The sequence below is a fragment of the Microvirga sp. P5_D2 genome (assembly GCF_054049475.1).
In genome coordinates this window covers 166,201-181,339 of record NZ_JBFUMH010000001.1, presented here as the reverse complement: position 1 = coordinate 181,339, position 15,139 = coordinate 166,201, and the positions used below count along the sequence as shown (strand labels likewise).

The following is a 15,139-nucleotide window of genomic DNA, read 5'->3' as shown; positions in this document are numbered from 1 at the left end:
CGGCAAAGTGCCCTGCCGCCGCCCGGCAGGAATGGCCCGCCTCGACAAAGTCGGACACCCGCACCCGAAGATCGAGAGAATAGCAGTGACCCATGATCCACCTCCCGTTCCAGCAAGTGAATCACAGATCGCACCAGGCCAAAACCCAGGAGTCGAATTTCCAGTCCGATGCTTTAAGACCCTGTTCCTGCGGCCCGAAGCCTCGACGGTCTTCGCGCATCCCTACCGGAGCGCCCGCGATCTCATGGAAGCGCAGGACGAAGCGCAGGCCAACCGCAACGAGGAGGACCGGCGGGAGATCAAACGCTTAAGGCAGAACGCGGGCGAGTTGCGCAATATCGGCGTCAACAGCGGCAGCGATCTCGCCTTGACCAAGGCCAAGCAATTGAAGAAGCGCGCCGAAGCGCTGGAAGAGAATCTGTTGACGTTGCATCGCGAGCGACCGGGCGAAATCCGTCTCGGCAATCGCGGCACCCATGCGCGAGTTCTGTTGGCGCTTGAAGATGTCACGATCACCAAACCAGACGGGGAGAAGCTGTTCGATATCCGCAAGCTCGAAGTGGAGCAGGGCGACCGCATCGTCGTGCTCGGCCGCAACGGAATCGGCAAGTCGCAATTCGTGCGTCTGCTGCAAAAGGCGATTGCCCGACCGGACGGCACACCCGGCATCCGCACCTCTCCAACGCTGGTGCTCGGCTACACGGATCAGGACCTGTCGCAGATGCCGTCAAACGAAACGCCGCACGGCTTCATCCTGTCGACGTTCCGCCTGGGCGATCAGCGCAGCACCGCGCTCTTGGCGGGTGCGGGCTTTCCCGTCGAGCAGCAGAAGCGCCGCATCGGCACCCTGTCGCCCGGCCAAAAAGCGCGGCTTGGTCTGTTGGCATTGCGTCTGACGGAGCCGAACTTCTACCTCATGGACGAGCCCACAAACCACGTGGACATTCCCGGCCGCGAGGCCTTGGAATCGGAAATCCTCGCCTCGGAAGCCACCGCGATCCTCGTCTCCCACGACCGCAGCTTCATCGAAGCCGTCGGCACGCGTTTCCTGCTCATTGAAAACCGCAAGGTGAGGGAGATCGAAGCGCCGGAGATTTTCTACAAGGCCCTGAGAGAGGGATAGCAGAGGTAAAATGCTCTAGCGTCATGGCCGCAACAAGTGCGGCCATGACGAGACTCTACGAGCGAGCCTGCTGGCGCAGGGCCGCGGCGATCTTGCGGTCGGTGTTGTACTGGCTCAGCGCATATACGGCCCAGATTGCCGCCGGAAGCCAGCCGATGATGGTTATCTGAAGAATCAGGCAGATCAGCCCCGCGAAGGGTCGACCGATGGTGAAAAAGGTCAGCCAGGGGAGGATCAAAGCAATCAGGAGGCGCATGGGGCAGTCGGCCTTTCATTCCAAACTGAGCATTAGATGGGGATGCTCCAGCGGCTTGCAAAGATTGCACCCCTCTCCCACCCGGAAGAGGTTAGGCCCGCGCTCGACTTTGTAAGCTCTCACCCGGTCGCATCCTCCCACCCCACCCCGCAAGGGGGAGGGGAAATCGCACACCCTTAGTAGGCCAGCCTCCTAAACCTTCTCGCTATCCAGATGATTCATCTGGGCGGCAGGGTAGCGGTCACCGGCGGCAGCGCCTCGCGGCACAACCCGCTCGATGGCGGCCAAATCCTCATCTGTGAGCACCACATCCAGCGCGCCCAGCGCTTCGTTCAGCCGGTCGCGGCGGCGGGCGCCGACGAGGGGCACGATGTCGGCGCCCTGCGCCGCGACCCAGGCGATGGCGATCTGGGCCACGCTGACGCGCTTGACATCGGCGAGGCTGCGCAAGGCTTCCACCAGCTCCAGATTCTTCTCGACGTTGCCGTCCTGGAAGCGCGGGCTGAAGGAGCGGAAATCTCCTTTGGCTTCGCGGCCTTTCTCCCAATGCCCGCTGATCAGCCCACGCGAGAGAACGCCATAGGCGGTGATGCCGATGCCGAGTTCGCGGCAGGCAGACAGGATGTTGTCTTCGATACCGCGCGAGATGAGGGAATACTCGATCTGGAGATCGCAGATCGGATGCACGGCCGCGGCGCGGCGGATGGTGTCTGCGCCCATTTCGGACAGGCCGATGTAACGTACATAACCAGCCTTCACCATGTCGGCGATGGCACCGATGGTGTCCTCGATCGGCACGTCGGAATCGAGCCGCGCGGGACGGTAGATGTCGATGTGATCGACGCCAAGACGCTGCAGAGAATAGGCGATGAAGTTCTTCACGGCCTTGGGCCGCGCGTCATAGCCCATCCAGGCGCCCGAGGGGTCGCGCAGGGCTCCGAACTTCACGCTGATCAGTGCCTGATCGCGGTTTCTCCCTTTCAGAGCTTCGCCGATCAGCATCTCGTTATGGCCCATGCTGTAAAAATCGCCCGTATCGAGCAGGGTGATCCCGGCCTCCAGCGCGGCATGGATGGTCGCAATGCTCTCGGCTCTATCAGAGGGGCCATACATGCCCGACATGCCCATGCAGCCGAGACCCAGAGCGGAAACGCGTGGCCCGGCCACGCCCAATTGGCGAAATTTCATTGTCCCATTCCTTTTGCGGAGAGCGGCGCACTGCTCTTGAACGGACCATGACACCTTCCGGTTCGTGCGATAATCCGGCATAACCAGAACAGGTTGTTTGGATTTTCGAACAATGGCCGAACCCGACCTTGCCGATCTGGAAGTCTTCGCCGCCATCGCCCGCGCGCGGAGCTTCCGCAGCGTGGCCCGCCTGCGCGGGGTTTCCGCCTCCACTTTAAGCGAGGCTTTGCGGCGGCTGGAAACGCGGCTCGGGGTACGCCTTCTCAACCGCACCACGCGCAGCGTCACGCCCACGGAAGCCGGGCAGCGCCTGCTGGAGCGCTTAGGCCCCGCTTTGAACGAAGTGAGCGCCGCGCTCGATGCGGTGAACGGCTTTCGCGACAGTCCTACCGGCACGCTCCGGCTCAACGTTCCCGGCGCGGTGGCGCGCTTGGTGCTTCCCTGGATCGTCGGGCCATTCCTGAAAGCACATCCCGGCATCAGCCTGGAGATCATCACCGACGACAGCTTCATCGATGTGCTGGCCGCCGGTTTCGATGCGGGCATCCGCTACGATGAACGCTTAGAGAAGGACATGATCGCCGTGCCCATCGGCCCGCGCGTCCAGCGCTTCGTGACGGCGGCGTCACCGGCCTATCTCGCAGAGCATGGGCAGCCTACGCACCCAAGGGACCTGCTGCACCATGCCTGCATCCGCCACCGCTTCGCCCATGGCGTCATGCTGCCCTGGGAATTCGAGCGCGACGGAGAGGTGGTCAAGATCAGCCCGACAGGCCAGCTCGTCGCCAATACCATCGATCTCGAAATCAGCGCTGCGATCCAGGGCCTCGGGATCATCGGCACCTTCGAAGGCTTTCTCGAGCCCGCGCTGAAAAGCGGCGACCTCGTGCCGATCCTCGATGATTGGCAGCAGAGCTTTTCGGGCCCGTTCCTGTACTATCCGAGCCGCAAGCACATGCCTGCGCCGTTGCGGGCCTTTGTTGATTTTATCAAGGCGGCAAGAGAGCCGTAAACATACACGCTCTCAGAGGATTCTTTTCAGCAACGCTCGCGCAAAAGCATCGGCGCTGCCGGGCTCGAATTCGCAATAGAGATAGGGATCGATCAGCTCCAGCTCCATCAGCATGAAGCCGTCAGGACGGATCAGCCCGTCGACCCGGGCATAAAGCGGCATTTCCGGTAGCGCGCTAAGATAGCGCCGGGCCGTTTCGACGACCGTTTGATCCAGCTCGACCCGCTCATACGTGATTCCGTATTGTGGATTGGCGCGCCACTCACCTGTCTTAAGCACGCGGCGGACGGCATGAGAGAAATGGCCGTCGATGAAGGTCAGGGTTGTCTCGCCGAGGGCGCCGATATCGTTCTGATATTCCTGGAGCAGCGTCTCGCCTCGMCTCGCGTCGATGGACCATCGGTCACGCTCCGCCCAATGCAGTTTCTGAATGCCATGCCCGCCTTGGCTCGAAACCGGCTTGAGCACTGCAACAGGCCAGCCGTTCTCCTCCATCCGCTGCTCTACGATTTCACGCGTCGTGTGCGGCAGGTGAAAGGTTTGGGGAACGGCAAGGCCTGCCGCCGCCAACTTCAGCAGATAGGTTTTTCGGAAATTCCAACGCAGAAGCTCAGGGCCGTTGATCAGCCTTGCGCCCCGCGCTTCCAGTGCCTCGATCCAATCGAGGAAGCGCCCCGGATCATCATAGTAATCCCAGCAACACAAGGGCAAGACGGCATCAGTCGCCGCGAACGCCTCCACGGCGTCGTCTTCCAGGGGAGATAATCCGCCTCGGTTCCCGCCGACCTTAAAGCGCTGATCAGAGCCTCGAGATTGGGCGTCGGATGCGGGTATTCCGAACAGGTGGCGATCAGGATCATGCCTTAACCGATGATCTCGATCAGCGTCCTTGGCCCGATCCGCTCCAAAAGCCGCCGGATCATGCTCTTGTCCACCGCCACGCAGCCTTCCGTCGGCAGAAAGCCGGGGCGGGCGATGTGGAGGAAGATGGCGCTGCCCCGGCCCTTGATGATCGGGCCGCGGTTCCAGGCGATGTCGATCACCACGTCGTAGAGGTGATCGTCCCGCCACATCTTTTCGTGGCTGGTGGAGCAGGGCAAGGGCACGAGGCGGTTGTAGCGCCGGTCGCGGGTGTCGTCGGACCAGCCGTCTCCCGGTCGGATGGGGCGGAGTTTCAGCCCAGTGCGGGGGCGCGGCCCGTGATCTGGGCGGTAAAAAGCCTGGAGCAGCTTGAAGCGCCCGACCGGCGAGCCACCATCGCCCTCGCGCTTCGAACGGGTGGTGCCGGAGCGGCCGAGAGCACACGGAATCGTGAGATTGCCAGCCTTCAGCAACCCCCGCTTGTGGTCGAGCGGGGAGCGGTAGACGCGGATGACATTCGTGCGAGCGGGCTTCATCGGCAGTGGAAGGGCAGGGCCTGCCCCTTGTTGTCAAGCTGGGAATGACTACTCTATTGGTCCAAGCATGGTCCGAAAGTGCAAGGCTTGCCAGGGCAACAGGGCCACGCTCAGGTTTTTCTAACGCAACCATCCGGGATTAAGGAACGCGGCCTCGACCGCTTCCTAAGGAGATCCCGGTGCTTGCGCTGTTTTTGATGATGTGAAGGGTTTGAGATGTCGAATGCCAGCCGCCTCCTCGTCGTGGATGACGATCAGGACCTGCGCGACACCCTGGCCGAGCAGCTGGGCCTCTATGAGGAGTTCCAGGTGACCATCGTCGAGACGGCGGGCGCCGCCATCGAGGCGGTGAAGGGCGACCGGATCGACCTCGCCATCATGGATGTGGGCCTGCCCGACATGGACGGGCGCGAGGCCGTGAAGGTCATGCGCCAGAACGGCTTCCGCAGCCCCGTCATCATGCTCACCGGCCAGGGGTCGGACAACGACACCGTGATGGGCCTTGAAGCCGGCGCCAACGATTACGTGGTCAAACCCTTCAAGTTCGCGGTGCTGCTCGCCCGCATCCGCGCGCAGCTGCGCCAATACGAGGCGAGCGAGGACGCGGTGTTCCAGATCGGGCCCTATACCTTCCGTCCCGGCTCGAAGCTTCTCACCAACGAGAAGGGCTCGAAGCTCAAGCTGACGGAAAAGGAAACCGCGATCCTGCGCTATCTCTACCGCGCCGGTCAGGCAGTGGTGGGCCGCGACACCCTGCTCACGGAGGTGTGGGGCTACAATTCCAACGTGACCACCCACACCCTCGAAACGCATATCTATCGCCTGCGCCAGAAGATTGAGGCCGACCCGTCCAACGCCCGCATTCTCGTCACCGAGCCCGGCGGCTACAAGCTGATCCCGTAAGAATTTCATGGCCCTCGACGACGATATCGCGATCCTTGCCAAGGCCCCGCTCTTCAGCCTGCTGGAGCGGGATGCCCTGCGCCTCGTGGCTTTCGCCTCCGAGGCCCGGTCCCTGCGGGCCGGCGACGTGCTGTTCCGCAAAGGCGACCGCTCTGACGGCGGCTATGTGGTGAGCAACGGCAGTCTTTCGCTTGATGCCAACGAGGACGGCTCGCCCGCCGCCTTTGTCGCCGGCCCCAGCGCGCTCATCGGCCAGGCGGCCCTCTTCACCCGCATCGCCCGCCCCGCGACCGCCACTGCCGCCGAGCCCTCCACCGTGATCCGCGTGACGCCAAGCCTCATGCGCCGCGTGCTGGAAGAATTCCCCGATGCCGCCGCCGCCATGCAGGACGCCATGGCCGACGAGCTCACCCGCCTGACGCAAGGCCTGGAGCGTGTGCGCCAGAAGCTCATCGCCATCGATGGTGGGGAGATCCCGGCAAAGAGTGAAAACGAGGATTGAACCTCTTTTAAAGCTCCAGCTCCACCGTCACCGGTGCGTGGTCCGAGGGGCGGTCCCAGCCTCGGGTTTCGCGGGTCACGTCGACGGAGCGGAGGGAATCTTTGAGGGATTCGGAGAGCCAGATGTGGTCGAGGCGGCGGCCCTTGTTGGCGGCGGCCCAGTCGGGCGAGCGGTAGCTCCACCAGGAATAGATCTTTTCCGGCTCGGGCCGCAGGACACGCATGGCGTCGATCCAGCCGGCTTCCTGGCGCAGCTCTTCCAATCCTTGAGTTTCGACAGGAGTATGGCTCACCACGTCGAGAAGCTGCTTGTGGCTCCACACATCGTGTTCGAGGGGCGCCACATTGAGGTCGCCCACCAGGATAGCGGGGCCCGAGGCCGGCTTGGAGCGTCCACCCCAGGCGCGCATCTCGGCCAGAAAATCGAGCTTGTGGCGGAATTTCTCATTGACGTCCGGGTCGGCGATGTCGCCGCCGGCGGGCACGTAGAAGTTATGGATCGTAAGGCCCGAGGCCGCCTTCGATTGGGGGCTCAACGTCACCGTGATGTGCCTGGCATCCTCCCTGCCGCACATCTCCATTACGCTGGTTTCCGAGAACGGATAGCGCGAAAGGATGGCGACGCCGTTATAGCCCTTCTGGCCCATATGCACGACGAAGGGATAGCCGAAGGCCTGTAGCTCCTTGAGAGGCAGCTTGTCGTTCGGGCACTTGGTCTCCTGCAGGCACAGGATGTCGGGCCGCCGTTCTTTCAGGAAACGGCCGACTTGGTCGATGCGCAGGCGAACGGAATTGATGTTCCAGGTCGAGACAGTGAGTTTCACGGAAAAAGGCCCCTCGGCAGACCCTTCCCGGCTACGACAGATTTGCGCCAGAGGGAAGCGCGAAGCGCTGCTCCAGACCCGGATCCACGTCACCGAAAATGATCTAGCGGTTCTCGTTTCCGCCGATGATGGGTGTGTATTCGATGTGGAACATGCTCTGGTCGATGGCGCGGCCCCTCTGGGCCTTGTTGAGTACCACGACGGTCTGGAAGCCCTGCGCGTCCACAATGCGCCACTGATTTAGGGTCTGCACCTCCGTGTCGAAGAACAGGGTGATGCGGGAGGTGCCGGCGAGTGTCGAGGTGTCTTCCAGATTGATGCGTACCGCGTTGGGTTCAGCGCTGATGCCGGTGATCTTGATGTCCTGGCCGAGATTGACCTGCTCGCGCAGGAGAAACTTCAGCGGCGTCTGCGAGATCGAATAGAGATCCTGCGTGGCGAGCTTGCGGTCGCGCACCGCCACCGAGCGCCCGTCGGCGATCACCTCCAGATTGGAGGGCGCATCGTAATCGAACCGCACCTTGCCCGGGCGCTGGAGAAAGAGCGTCCCACCCATACGCCGCCCGTCGCCGCCAACTTGCGTGAAATCGGCGATGAGAGTGGTGAGGCCGGTGAAATAGGCATTCGCCCGCTCCACGATGACGCTGTTCGGCAGCGACTCTCCCCGCGCCACCGGGCCCATGGCGGCGGTCATGATCGGCTTGGGCGCGATAGCGATGGGTTCAGGCTCGGCTGAGGCCGTTACGACCGGACGGGAGGGTGGAAGCGGAGCGGTCGCCGCCAGCATCTGTTCCGCATTCACCGCTCTGCCGGGAGTGACTGGCGCGACGGGCCGGGTGGACTGCGAATCAGCCTGCGGAGCAGCAGCGGCGGAGATCGGATGAAACGTCGAGGTCGGGAGGGATGAGCCGGAAGTGCGGAAGCCGCCCGCGACAGGGCGCTTGGGCGGCAGGATCATCTCGATCGGAAGCGTCTGGGCCGCAGCCGGCCAAGGGCCTACAAAGGCGCCCGCAAGCGCGGACACCAGCGTGACCCAGCCGGCAATGCTGACAAGACGCATCCGATCCCTCTCCTCGCGAAACACTATGACGGCAACCGCGCTTTTTTCCAGCGCCCAAGAATGACGCAGGTCAGCGGCCAAGGTTCCGAGGATACAGGCTAATCGTCTGATAGGTGAGGAGATTCAAGCAGGATTTCGCGTTTACCGGCGTGATTGGCGGGGCCGACGATGCCCTCGTGCTCCATCCGCTCCATCAGCGACGCCGCCCGGTTGTAGCCGATCTGCAGCCGCCGCTGGATGTAGCTCGTCGAGGCCTTCTTGTCGCGCAGCACCACCGCCACCGCCTGGTCGTACAAATCCCCGCCCGGCGCCCCGAACTCACCCTGGTCGAACACCGCCGTGTCGGGGGCCGCCGCCTCCTCCTCGTCGGCGGTGACCGCCTCGAGGTATTGCGGCCGGCCCTGGCGCTTGAGATGCGCCACCACATGCTCGACCTCCTCGTCCGAGCAGAACGGGCCGTGCACGCGGGTGATCCGCCCGCCGCCGGCCATGTAGAGCATGTCGCCCTGGCCCAAAAGCTGCTCGGCGCCCATCTCGCCCAGAATGGTGCGGCTGTCGATCTTCGAGGTCACCTGGAACGAKATCCGCGTCGGGAAGTTCGCCTTGATCGTGCCGGTGATCACGTCAACGGAAGGCCGCTGCGTCGCCAGGATCACGTGGATGCCGGCGGCTCTGGCCATCTGGGCCAGGCGCTGGATCGCACCCTCGATCTCCTTGCCGGCCACCATCATCAGGTCGGCCATCTCGTCGACGATCACCACGATGTACGGCAACGGTTCGAGGTCCATCACCTCGTCCTCGTACACCGCTTCCCCGGTCTCGCGGTCGAAGCCGGTCTGCACCGTGCGGGTGATGGTCTCGCCGCGCGCCTTGGCCTCGGAGACGCGGGCGTTGAAGCCGTCGATGTTGCGCACCCCGAGCTTGGACATCTTGCGGTAGCGGTCCTCCATCTCGCGCACCGCCCATTTGAGCGCCACCACCGCCTTCTTCGGGTCGGTGACGACCGGCGTGAGCAGATGGGGAATGCCGTCATAGACCGAGAGCTCGAGCATCTTGGGATCGACCATGATCAGGCGGCACTCGGCAGGCGTCAGCCGGTAGACGAGGGACAGGATCATGGTGTTGATCGCCACCGACTTGCCCGAGCCGGTGGTGCCGGCGACCAGCAGGTGCGGCATGCGGGCGAGATCGGCGATGACCGGCTCGCCGCCGATGGTCTTGCCGAGGCAGAGCGCGAGCTTCTGCTTGGAGGTCTCGAAGTCCTGCGAGGCGAGGAGCTCGCGCAGGTAGACGGTTTCGCGCTTGTGGTTGGGCAGCTCGATGCCGATGGCGTTGCGGCCCTGGACCACGGCGACGCGGGCCGAGACCGCGCTCATCGAGCGGGCGATGTCGTCGGCGAGCGAGATCACGCGCGAGGAYTTCGTCCCCGGCGCCGGCTCCAGCTCATACAACGTCACWACAGGACCGGGATTGACCTTGGTGATGGCGCCGCGCACGCCGAAATCCTCCAGCGTGCCCTCTAACAGATTGGCGTTCTGCTCCAAGGATTCAGCCGAGATGGTGGGGCCGGACGGCTTCTTGGGCTCCGCGAGCAGGTTGAGTTGCGGCAGCTGGTAGTTGGCCTCATCGAGGAGTGAGGGCTGGGCCTCGCGCGACATGCGCTTGCCGGGCCTCGGAGCCGTATGGGCCGGCGCGACGCGGGTCGGGACAGGCTCGGGCCGCACGGAGCGTGGCACGGCCTCGGCGATAGGTTCGTCGCCGTCCCAAGGCGCATCCTCTTCGTCCTCGTAGGCCGGGACGGTGATCGGCGCGGTTCTGCCTGCGCGGGGCAGTGCATCGAGGGTAGGCTCACGGCGCATCTGGGTGCCGTTGCGGCCCTGGCGACGGGGCTGAACGTCCTCGTATTCCTCGTCCTCCAGCGGGGCATGGCGGCTCTCGCGCCAGCGGCGGGCACTGGCGCGCAGGCTCATGAAGCCATGGGCAAGGGCACCGAGCGACACGATTCCCCAGCCGGGTTCGTCGTGGCCGGTGTCGTCCGCCTCGTCCAGATCGGCGATCTTGCGGCGTTTGACGGGGCGGGGCGCTTCCATCTCGTCCGGCTCTTCCTCGTGCCGCGCATCGACCGGGCCGAGGCTGCAGGCGGCCGTGAGGCTCAGGATGGCGATGGTGGCGAAGAGAATGCCGAGAATCGCATGGGCTGGGCCGCTGGACAGGCCCGTAACCGCCTTCGCGCCGGTGAGAATCGCATCGCCGACCACGCCGCCGAGACCCGTGGGCAGGGGCCAGCGGTCGGTGGCGGGCATGGCGCTGGCGAGCGCGGTGGCGGCGCTCGCGCCCATCACCCAGAGGGCGAAGCGCAACTGTCCGCGTCCGAGTTCGCCGGATTTCATGAGCCGCCAGCCCCAGAGCGCCAGGGGCATGAGGGCGGCGATCGCGCCCAGGCCGAAGAGCTGCATGAGCAGGTCGGCCACGATGGCGCCGGGCCAGCCGAGCATGTTGTGCACGGGCACGTCGGTGGCGTTGTTCAGGCTCGGATCGTCCACCGACCAGGTGGCGAGCGCCACCGCCACGGCGCCCGCGAGGGCGACGAAGAACAGGCCGGTCAACTCCTGCGCCCTGCGGGCCAGCATGGCTTTCAGGGCAGAGAGGAGGCCATCATAGGCGGAAGAAGAACGGCGGGCCGTACGCATCAAACCACTCTGAAAAAACCAAGAATCAGACAATCCTGACACAGAGCCTACGCAGTACGGGTTAAGGCCCCATTAACCCTAAGCGCCGGGTGTCGAGAAAGTGGCGGCTCGTTTGAAGGGGGCATCACCGAATGCCTGCGCGGTTGACGGGAGCCGTCGGAAAGATCAGTGTCCCGGCCATGACGAAGAGGGCCTCCATCACCGGCTGGAAGCGCGTTGCCCTGGCGGCGTTGCTGGCCTATGCGCTGGTGCTGCAGACGGTTCTGCTGTCGCTTGCCGGGGCGTCCCATGCGGTGGCCGCCGCCGGACCCGAGGGCGTGCTCTGCCTGCAGGACGGCCAGACGGTTCCTAAGCATTCGCCCGCCGCGTCTCATGACAGCCTGTGCTGCCTTGTGGGTTGCCACGGATCTGGATCTGCAGGGCCTGCGCCAGTTGCTGCATCCCTCATCCGTTTCGAGCCGGTGAGCGCCGAGGCTGCTCAGCCAGCGGGGTCGTCTGCTTCTCTCCCATCTCCGAAAATCCTGCCCCTGGGTTCCCGCGCACCACCGCGCCTCGGCTGATTGCACTTTTCCTCAATCAACCGAACTCTCGCAGGATTCCATCCCATGTTGTCTTCCCGTTCCGGCGGCGCGCTTCTGGCCGCTGCCTTCATCGCCGTTTCCGCTCCCGCTTACGCCCATGTCACGTTCGAGGACGCGCAGGCGAGGCCCAATTCCACCTTCAAGGCCGTCATGCGCATTGCGCACGGCTGCGACGGGCAGCCTACCACCAAGGTGCGCGTGCGCATCCCCGAGGGCATCGTCGCGGTCAAGCCGATGCCGAAGGCAGGCTGGACGTTGGAGACCGCCAAGGGCTCCTATGTGAAGGCCTATCAGGTGAACGGCGAGGCCGTGTCTGAAGGCGTGACCGATATCGTCTGGACCGGTTCCCTCGACGACGGCCATTACGACGAGTTCGTCTTCCAGGTGCGCTTCACCGATGCCTACCAGCCCGGTGCGACGGTGTATTTCCCCGTAGTGCAGGAATGCGCCAAGGGCACGCAGGAATGGGTGCAGGTGCCAGCCGATGGCCAGGACGCGCACAGCCTCGCATCGCCCGCGCCAGGTGTGCGGATCGTCGCCGCCGAGAGCGTAGCGGCAGCGCAGAAGAAAGTCGGCGCACTCACCATTGAGCAGCCCTGGTCGCGGGCCACGCCCAACGGCGCGAAGGTCGGCGGCGGTTATCTTCGCATCACCAATACCGGCTCGACGCCGGACCGGCTCACCGGCGGCTCGTTCACCGGTGCCTCGCGGATCGAAGTGCATGAAATGGCGCTCGAGAACGACGTCATGCGCATGAAGCAGGTTCAGGGCGGGCTCGAGATCAAGCCCGGCGCGACCGTCGAATTGAAGCCCGGCGCGGGCCACCTCATGTTCATGGATCTGAAGGAGCCGCTGAAGGAAGGCCAGACAATCAAGGGCACGCTCGTGTTCGAGAAGGCCGGAGCGGTGGATGTCGAATATACCGTGCGCGGCATGGGCGGGGCGCCTGCCGCCGAGCACAAGCACTGACAGGAGACCGACGATGGCATTCAAGCGTTCGCTCATTCTCCCGCTCGCGGTGTTTCTCGCGGGGCTCTCGGTCCTGATCGTCACGTTCATTCTGTTGCTTCAGCCGCAACAGCAGCAGAATGCCGGGCGCGTGCCGATCGGCGGGCCGTTCCGTCTCACGTCACACGAGGGCAAGCCGTTCACGGACAGCGACCTGAAGGGCAAGCCCTTCGCGGTGTTCTTCGGCTTCACCCATTGTCCGGAAGTGTGCCCGACGACGCTCTACGATCTCACGCAGGATCTGGAATCGCTGGGCAAGGATTCCGACAAGATGCGCGTCGCCTTCATCACCGTCGATCCCGCGCAGGATACGCCGGAACTGATGAAGACCTATCTCTCGTCCTTCGATCCGCGCATCGTCGGATTGACCGGAACGGATGATGAGATCGCCGCTGTCGCGAAAGAGTACAAGATCTATTACCGCAAGGTGCCCACCGATTCCGGCTACACCATGGATCACTCGGCCACGATCTTCCTGATGGACAGCAAGGGCGACTTCTACGGCACGTCGAACTTCCAGGAAACGGCGGAAATCCGCCGCAAGAAGCTGCAGCAACTGATCAAGAACGGGTAATATTCGTGAGCATCATCCCGGGGCTGCGTAGCAGAACCCGGGATGACACATGCAGAACTATCATGAGAAAAGCCCCGGCCTTGCGGTCGGGGCTTTTCTTGTCGAGCCTCTGGAAGGCTTCGTTGCTGCATCGCGCGAGCACACCCACTCGCGCGATGCAGATGATTGCTTAGTAGTTGTAGGCGCGCTCGCCGTGGTCCGCGAGGTCGAGGCCTTCGCGCTCCTGGTCCTGCGTGACGCGCAGGCCGGTGATCAGGTCGGTGATCTTGAAGAGGATCACGGAGCCGATGCCGGTCCACACGAGGGTGATCACCACGGCGATCACCTGCGTGACGAGCTGGCCGCCGATGCTGTACTCACCGACGCCGTAGCCGCCGAGGGAGGGAGCCGCCACGATGCCCGTGCCGATGGCGCCTATGATGCCGCCCACGCCGTGGATGCCGAACACGTCGAGCGCGTCGTCATAGCCGAGAGCGTTCTTCACGCCGGTAACCGCGAAGTAGCAGGCTGCGCCGGCGACGAGGCCGAGCACGATGGAGCCCATCGGGCCGGACAGGCCGGCAGCAGGGGTGATGGCGACGAGGCCGGCGACGGCACCCGAGGCGATACCGAGCAGCGAGGCCTTGCCCTTGTGGAGGGCCTCAACCGTCATCCAAGCGAGGCCCGCGGCGGCGGGAGCCAGGATCGTGTTGATCAGCGCGAGAGCAGCGCCGCCCGTGGCTTCCAGGTTCGAGCCGGCATTGAAGCCGAACCAGCCGACCCAGAGAAGGCAGGCGCCCACGAAGGTAAGGGTCAGCGAGTGGGGAGCGAGCAGGTCACGGCCGTAGCCGATGCGCTTGCCGATGAGGATCGCGCCGACGAGGCCTGCCACACCGGAGTTGATGTGAACCACGGTGCCGCCCGCGAAGTCGAGGGCGCCGAGGCTGAAGAGATAGCCTTCGGAGAACCACACCATGTGCGCGATCGGCAGGTACACGAAGGTGAGCCACAGGCCGGTGAAGAGCAGCACGGCCGAGAACTTGATGCGCTCGGCGAAAGCGCCGACGATCAGGGCCGGCGTGATGCACGCGAAGGTCAGCTGGAAGGCGATGAAGCTGAATTCCGGAATCGCCACGCCCTTGGTGAAGGTGTCGGCGGTGGAATCGGTGGTCACGCCAGCCAGGAAGGCTTTCGAGAAGCCGCCGATGATGGCGCCAAGCGTGCCTTCGCCGCCCGAGCTGAAGGCCAGCGAGTAGCCGTAGAACACCCACAGGATCGACACGAGGCTGAACACCGCGAAGACCTGCATGAGCACGGACAGCATGTTCTTGGTGCGCACGAGGCCGCCATAGAACAGCGCGAGGCCGGGGATGGTCATGAGGATCACGAGGATCGTCGACACGAGCATCCAGGAGGTGTCGCCCTTGTTGACGGTGGGGGCGGCGGCTGCGGCGGCTTCAGGCGCGGCGGGAGCCTGAGCAAGGGATGGTTCGACGGCCATCAGGCCGAGGGCCAGCGCACCGAGCGCGGGCAGAAGAAGATGACGGAACTTCATCGGATTCAAATCTCCGGATAGCTTTAGAAAAGGGGAATTACAGGGCGTCGACATCGGTCTCGCCCGTGCGGATGCGAACCGCTTTCTCGAGCGACGTGACGAAGATCTTGCCGTCGCCGATCTGGCCCGTGCGCGCCGCCGCCGTGATCGCGTCGATCACCTGGTTGACGAGCTCGCTTGCCACGGCCACTTCGATCTTGATCTTCGGCAGAAAGCTCACGGCGTATTCGGCGCCGCGATAGATCTCGGTATGACCCTTCTGCCGTCCATATCCCTTCACCTCGGTCACGGTGAGGCCGTGTACGCCGAGAGCGGTGAGCGCATCGCGCACCTCTTCCAGCTTGAACGGCTTGATGACCGCCATCACGATTTTCATGGGCTTGCCCCCTTTGAGACGCTGGCCCGAAAACTCGGGCAACGGTTTCCACATGAACCCGCCGTGCCGGCAGGTGTCGGGAGGGGGATATGCAATAACTATGCCAACACTT

Annotated in this window: 16 protein-coding genes; 7 read left to right on the top strand and 9 right to left on the bottom strand. The window is 64.1% G+C overall.

Annotation, left to right across the window (positions count from 1 at the left end):
* Window positions 1-1,123: ATP-binding cassette domain-containing protein (locus tag ACXJKO_RS00920; protein WP_457089185.1), on the top strand; the 1,123-nt coding region annotated here is incomplete at its 5' end.
* Between the two features lie 55 nt (window positions 1,124-1,178).
* On the opposite strand, the gene ACXJKO_RS00915 is transcribed toward ACXJKO_RS00920, so the two are convergent.
* Together ACXJKO_RS00915 and ACXJKO_RS00910 are read right to left on the bottom strand one after the other, a co-directional pair.
* On the bottom strand, window positions 1,179-1,379 hold the full coding sequence (locus ACXJKO_RS00915; protein WP_457089184.1) for a YqaE/Pmp3 family membrane protein: 201 nt from the start codon (window positions 1,377-1,379) through the stop codon (window positions 1,179-1,181).
* A 192-nt stretch (window positions 1,380-1,571) separates the two neighbouring features.
* Window positions 1,572-2,567 carry an aldo/keto reductase gene (locus ACXJKO_RS00910; protein WP_457089183.1) on the bottom strand — a complete coding sequence of 332 codons (996 nt, stop codon included), beginning with the start codon at window positions 2,565-2,567 and terminating at the stop codon, window positions 1,572-1,574.
* A gap of 112 nt (window positions 2,568-2,679) precedes the next feature.
* Between ACXJKO_RS00910 and ACXJKO_RS00905 the strand changes: the two genes are divergently transcribed.
* Window positions 2,680-3,579 carry a LysR family transcriptional regulator gene (locus ACXJKO_RS00905; protein WP_457089182.1) on the top strand — a complete coding sequence of 300 codons (900 nt, stop codon included), beginning with the start codon at window positions 2,680-2,682 and terminating at the stop codon, window positions 3,577-3,579.
* Between the two features lie 12 nt (window positions 3,580-3,591).
* Here ACXJKO_RS00905 and ACXJKO_RS00900 read toward each other — a convergent pair whose 3' ends face one another.
* Both ACXJKO_RS00900 and ACXJKO_RS00895 read right to left on the bottom strand, forming a co-directional pair.
* On the bottom strand, window positions 3,592-4,320 hold the full coding sequence (locus ACXJKO_RS00900) for an ATP-grasp domain-containing protein (RefSeq protein ID WP_457089181.1): 729 nt from the start codon (window positions 4,318-4,320) through the stop codon (window positions 3,592-3,594).
* Window positions 4,321-4,442: 122 nt separating this feature from the next.
* The gene (locus ACXJKO_RS00895; RefSeq protein WP_457089180.1) at window positions 4,443-4,976 is read right to left on the bottom strand and encodes a L,D-transpeptidase family protein; all 534 of its coding nucleotides are present in this window, start codon (window positions 4,974-4,976) and stop codon (window positions 4,443-4,445) included.
* A 216-nt stretch (window positions 4,977-5,192) separates the two neighbouring features.
* Here ACXJKO_RS00895 and ACXJKO_RS00890 point away from each other — a divergent pair, with 216 nt between their 5' ends.
* Together ACXJKO_RS00890 and ACXJKO_RS00885 are read left to right on the top strand one after the other, a co-directional pair.
* Complete coding sequence (locus ACXJKO_RS00890) at window positions 5,193-5,879, top strand: response regulator transcription factor (protein ID WP_457089179.1); 687 nt, start codon at window positions 5,193-5,195, stop codon at window positions 5,877-5,879.
* A 7-nt stretch (window positions 5,880-5,886) separates the two neighbouring features.
* Window positions 5,887-6,381 (top strand): cyclic nucleotide-binding domain-containing protein, encoded by a 495-nt coding sequence (locus tag ACXJKO_RS00885; RefSeq protein WP_457089178.1) that lies wholly within the window; start codon window positions 5,887-5,889, stop codon window positions 6,379-6,381.
* A 7-nt stretch (window positions 6,382-6,388) separates the two neighbouring features.
* Here the strand turns inward: ACXJKO_RS00885 and xth are convergent, their stop codons facing one another.
* The 3 genes from xth to ACXJKO_RS00870 form a co-directional block, all read right to left on the bottom strand.
* The gene (xth, locus tag ACXJKO_RS00880) at window positions 6,389-7,204 is read right to left on the bottom strand and encodes an exodeoxyribonuclease III (protein WP_457089177.1); all 816 of its coding nucleotides are present in this window, start codon (window positions 7,202-7,204) and stop codon (window positions 6,389-6,391) included.
* Between the two features lie 103 nt (window positions 7,205-7,307).
* The gene (locus tag ACXJKO_RS00875; protein WP_457089176.1) at window positions 7,308-8,264 is read right to left on the bottom strand and encodes an outer-membrane lipoprotein carrier protein LolA; all 957 of its coding nucleotides are present in this window, start codon (window positions 8,262-8,264) and stop codon (window positions 7,308-7,310) included.
* 98 nt (window positions 8,265-8,362) lie between these two features.
* Entirely contained in the window at window positions 8,363-10,954 is a 2,592-nt protein-coding gene (locus ACXJKO_RS00870) for a DNA translocase FtsK 4TM domain-containing protein (RefSeq protein WP_457089175.1), read from the bottom strand.
* A gap of 131 nt (window positions 10,955-11,085) precedes the next feature.
* On the opposite strand from ACXJKO_RS00870, the gene ACXJKO_RS00865 reads away from it, so the two are divergent.
* Genes ACXJKO_RS00865 through ACXJKO_RS00855 form a run of 3 tightly spaced genes read left to right on the top strand, consistent with a single transcriptional unit; the run spans window position 11,086 to window position 13,117 of the window.
* Complete coding sequence (locus tag ACXJKO_RS00865; RefSeq protein ID WP_457089174.1) at window positions 11,086-11,514, top strand: hypothetical protein; 429 nt, start codon at window positions 11,086-11,088, stop codon at window positions 11,512-11,514.
* Window positions 11,515-11,559: 45 nt separating this feature from the next.
* On the top strand, window positions 11,560-12,504 hold the full coding sequence (locus tag ACXJKO_RS00860) for a DUF1775 domain-containing protein (protein WP_457089173.1): 945 nt from the start codon (window positions 11,560-11,562) through the stop codon (window positions 12,502-12,504).
* Window positions 12,505-12,517: 13 nt separating this feature from the next.
* A complete protein-coding gene (locus ACXJKO_RS00855) occupies window positions 12,518-13,117 on the top strand; it encodes an SCO family protein (protein ID WP_457089172.1) in 600 nt (199 codons plus the stop codon).
* 169 nt (window positions 13,118-13,286) lie between these two features.
* On the opposite strand, the gene ACXJKO_RS00850 is transcribed toward ACXJKO_RS00855, so the two are convergent.
* Window positions 13,287-14,651, bottom strand: a complete 1,365-nt coding sequence (locus tag ACXJKO_RS00850) for an ammonium transporter (RefSeq protein ID WP_457089171.1) — start codon at window positions 14,649-14,651, stop codon at window positions 13,287-13,289.
* 37 nt (window positions 14,652-14,688) lie between these two features.
* Window positions 14,689-15,027: a P-II family nitrogen regulator gene (locus ACXJKO_RS00845; protein ID WP_457089170.1), complete on the bottom strand. Its 339-nt coding sequence runs from the start codon at window positions 15,025-15,027 to the stop codon at window positions 14,689-14,691.
* Window positions 15,028-15,139 lie beyond the last annotated feature (112 nt).

Bases quoted from the DNA above. Each gene is read 5' to 3' on its own strand.
- ACXJKO_RS00910 (WP_457089183.1), bottom strand. From the start codon at position 2,567: ATGAAATTTCGCCAATTGGGCGTGGCCGGGCCACGCGTTTCCGCTCTG.
- ACXJKO_RS00895 (WP_457089180.1), bottom strand. From the start codon at position 4,976: ATGAAGCCCGCTCGCACGAATGTCATCCGCGTCTACCGCTCCCCGCTC.
- ACXJKO_RS00915 (WP_457089184.1), bottom strand. From the start codon at position 1,379: ATGCGCCTCCTGATTGCTTTGATCCTCCCCTGGCTGACCTTTTTCACC.
- ACXJKO_RS00860 (WP_457089173.1), top strand. From the start codon at position 11,560: ATGTTGTCTTCCCGTTCCGGCGGCGCGCTTCTGGCCGCTGCCTTCATC.
- ACXJKO_RS00885 (WP_457089178.1), top strand. From the start codon at position 5,887: ATGGCCCTCGACGACGATATCGCGATCCTTGCCAAGGCCCCGCTCTTC.
- ACXJKO_RS00855 (WP_457089172.1), top strand. From the start codon at position 12,518: ATGGCATTCAAGCGTTCGCTCATTCTCCCGCTCGCGGTGTTTCTCGCG.
- ACXJKO_RS00890 (WP_457089179.1), top strand. From the start codon at position 5,193: ATGTCGAATGCCAGCCGCCTCCTCGTCGTGGATGACGATCAGGACCTG.
- ACXJKO_RS00850 (WP_457089171.1), bottom strand. From the start codon at position 14,651: ATGAAGTTCCGTCATCTTCTTCTGCCCGCGCTCGGTGCGCTGGCCCTC.
- ACXJKO_RS00865 (WP_457089174.1), top strand. From the start codon at position 11,086: ATGCCTGCGCGGTTGACGGGAGCCGTCGGAAAGATCAGTGTCCCGGCC.
- ACXJKO_RS00875 (WP_457089176.1), bottom strand. From the start codon at position 8,264: ATGCGTCTTGTCAGCATTGCCGGCTGGGTCACGCTGGTGTCCGCGCTT.
- ACXJKO_RS00845 (WP_457089170.1), bottom strand. From the start codon at position 15,027: ATGAAAATCGTGATGGCGGTCATCAAGCCGTTCAAGCTGGAAGAGGTG.
- ACXJKO_RS00905 (WP_457089182.1), top strand. From the start codon at position 2,680: ATGGCCGAACCCGACCTTGCCGATCTGGAAGTCTTCGCCGCCATCGCC.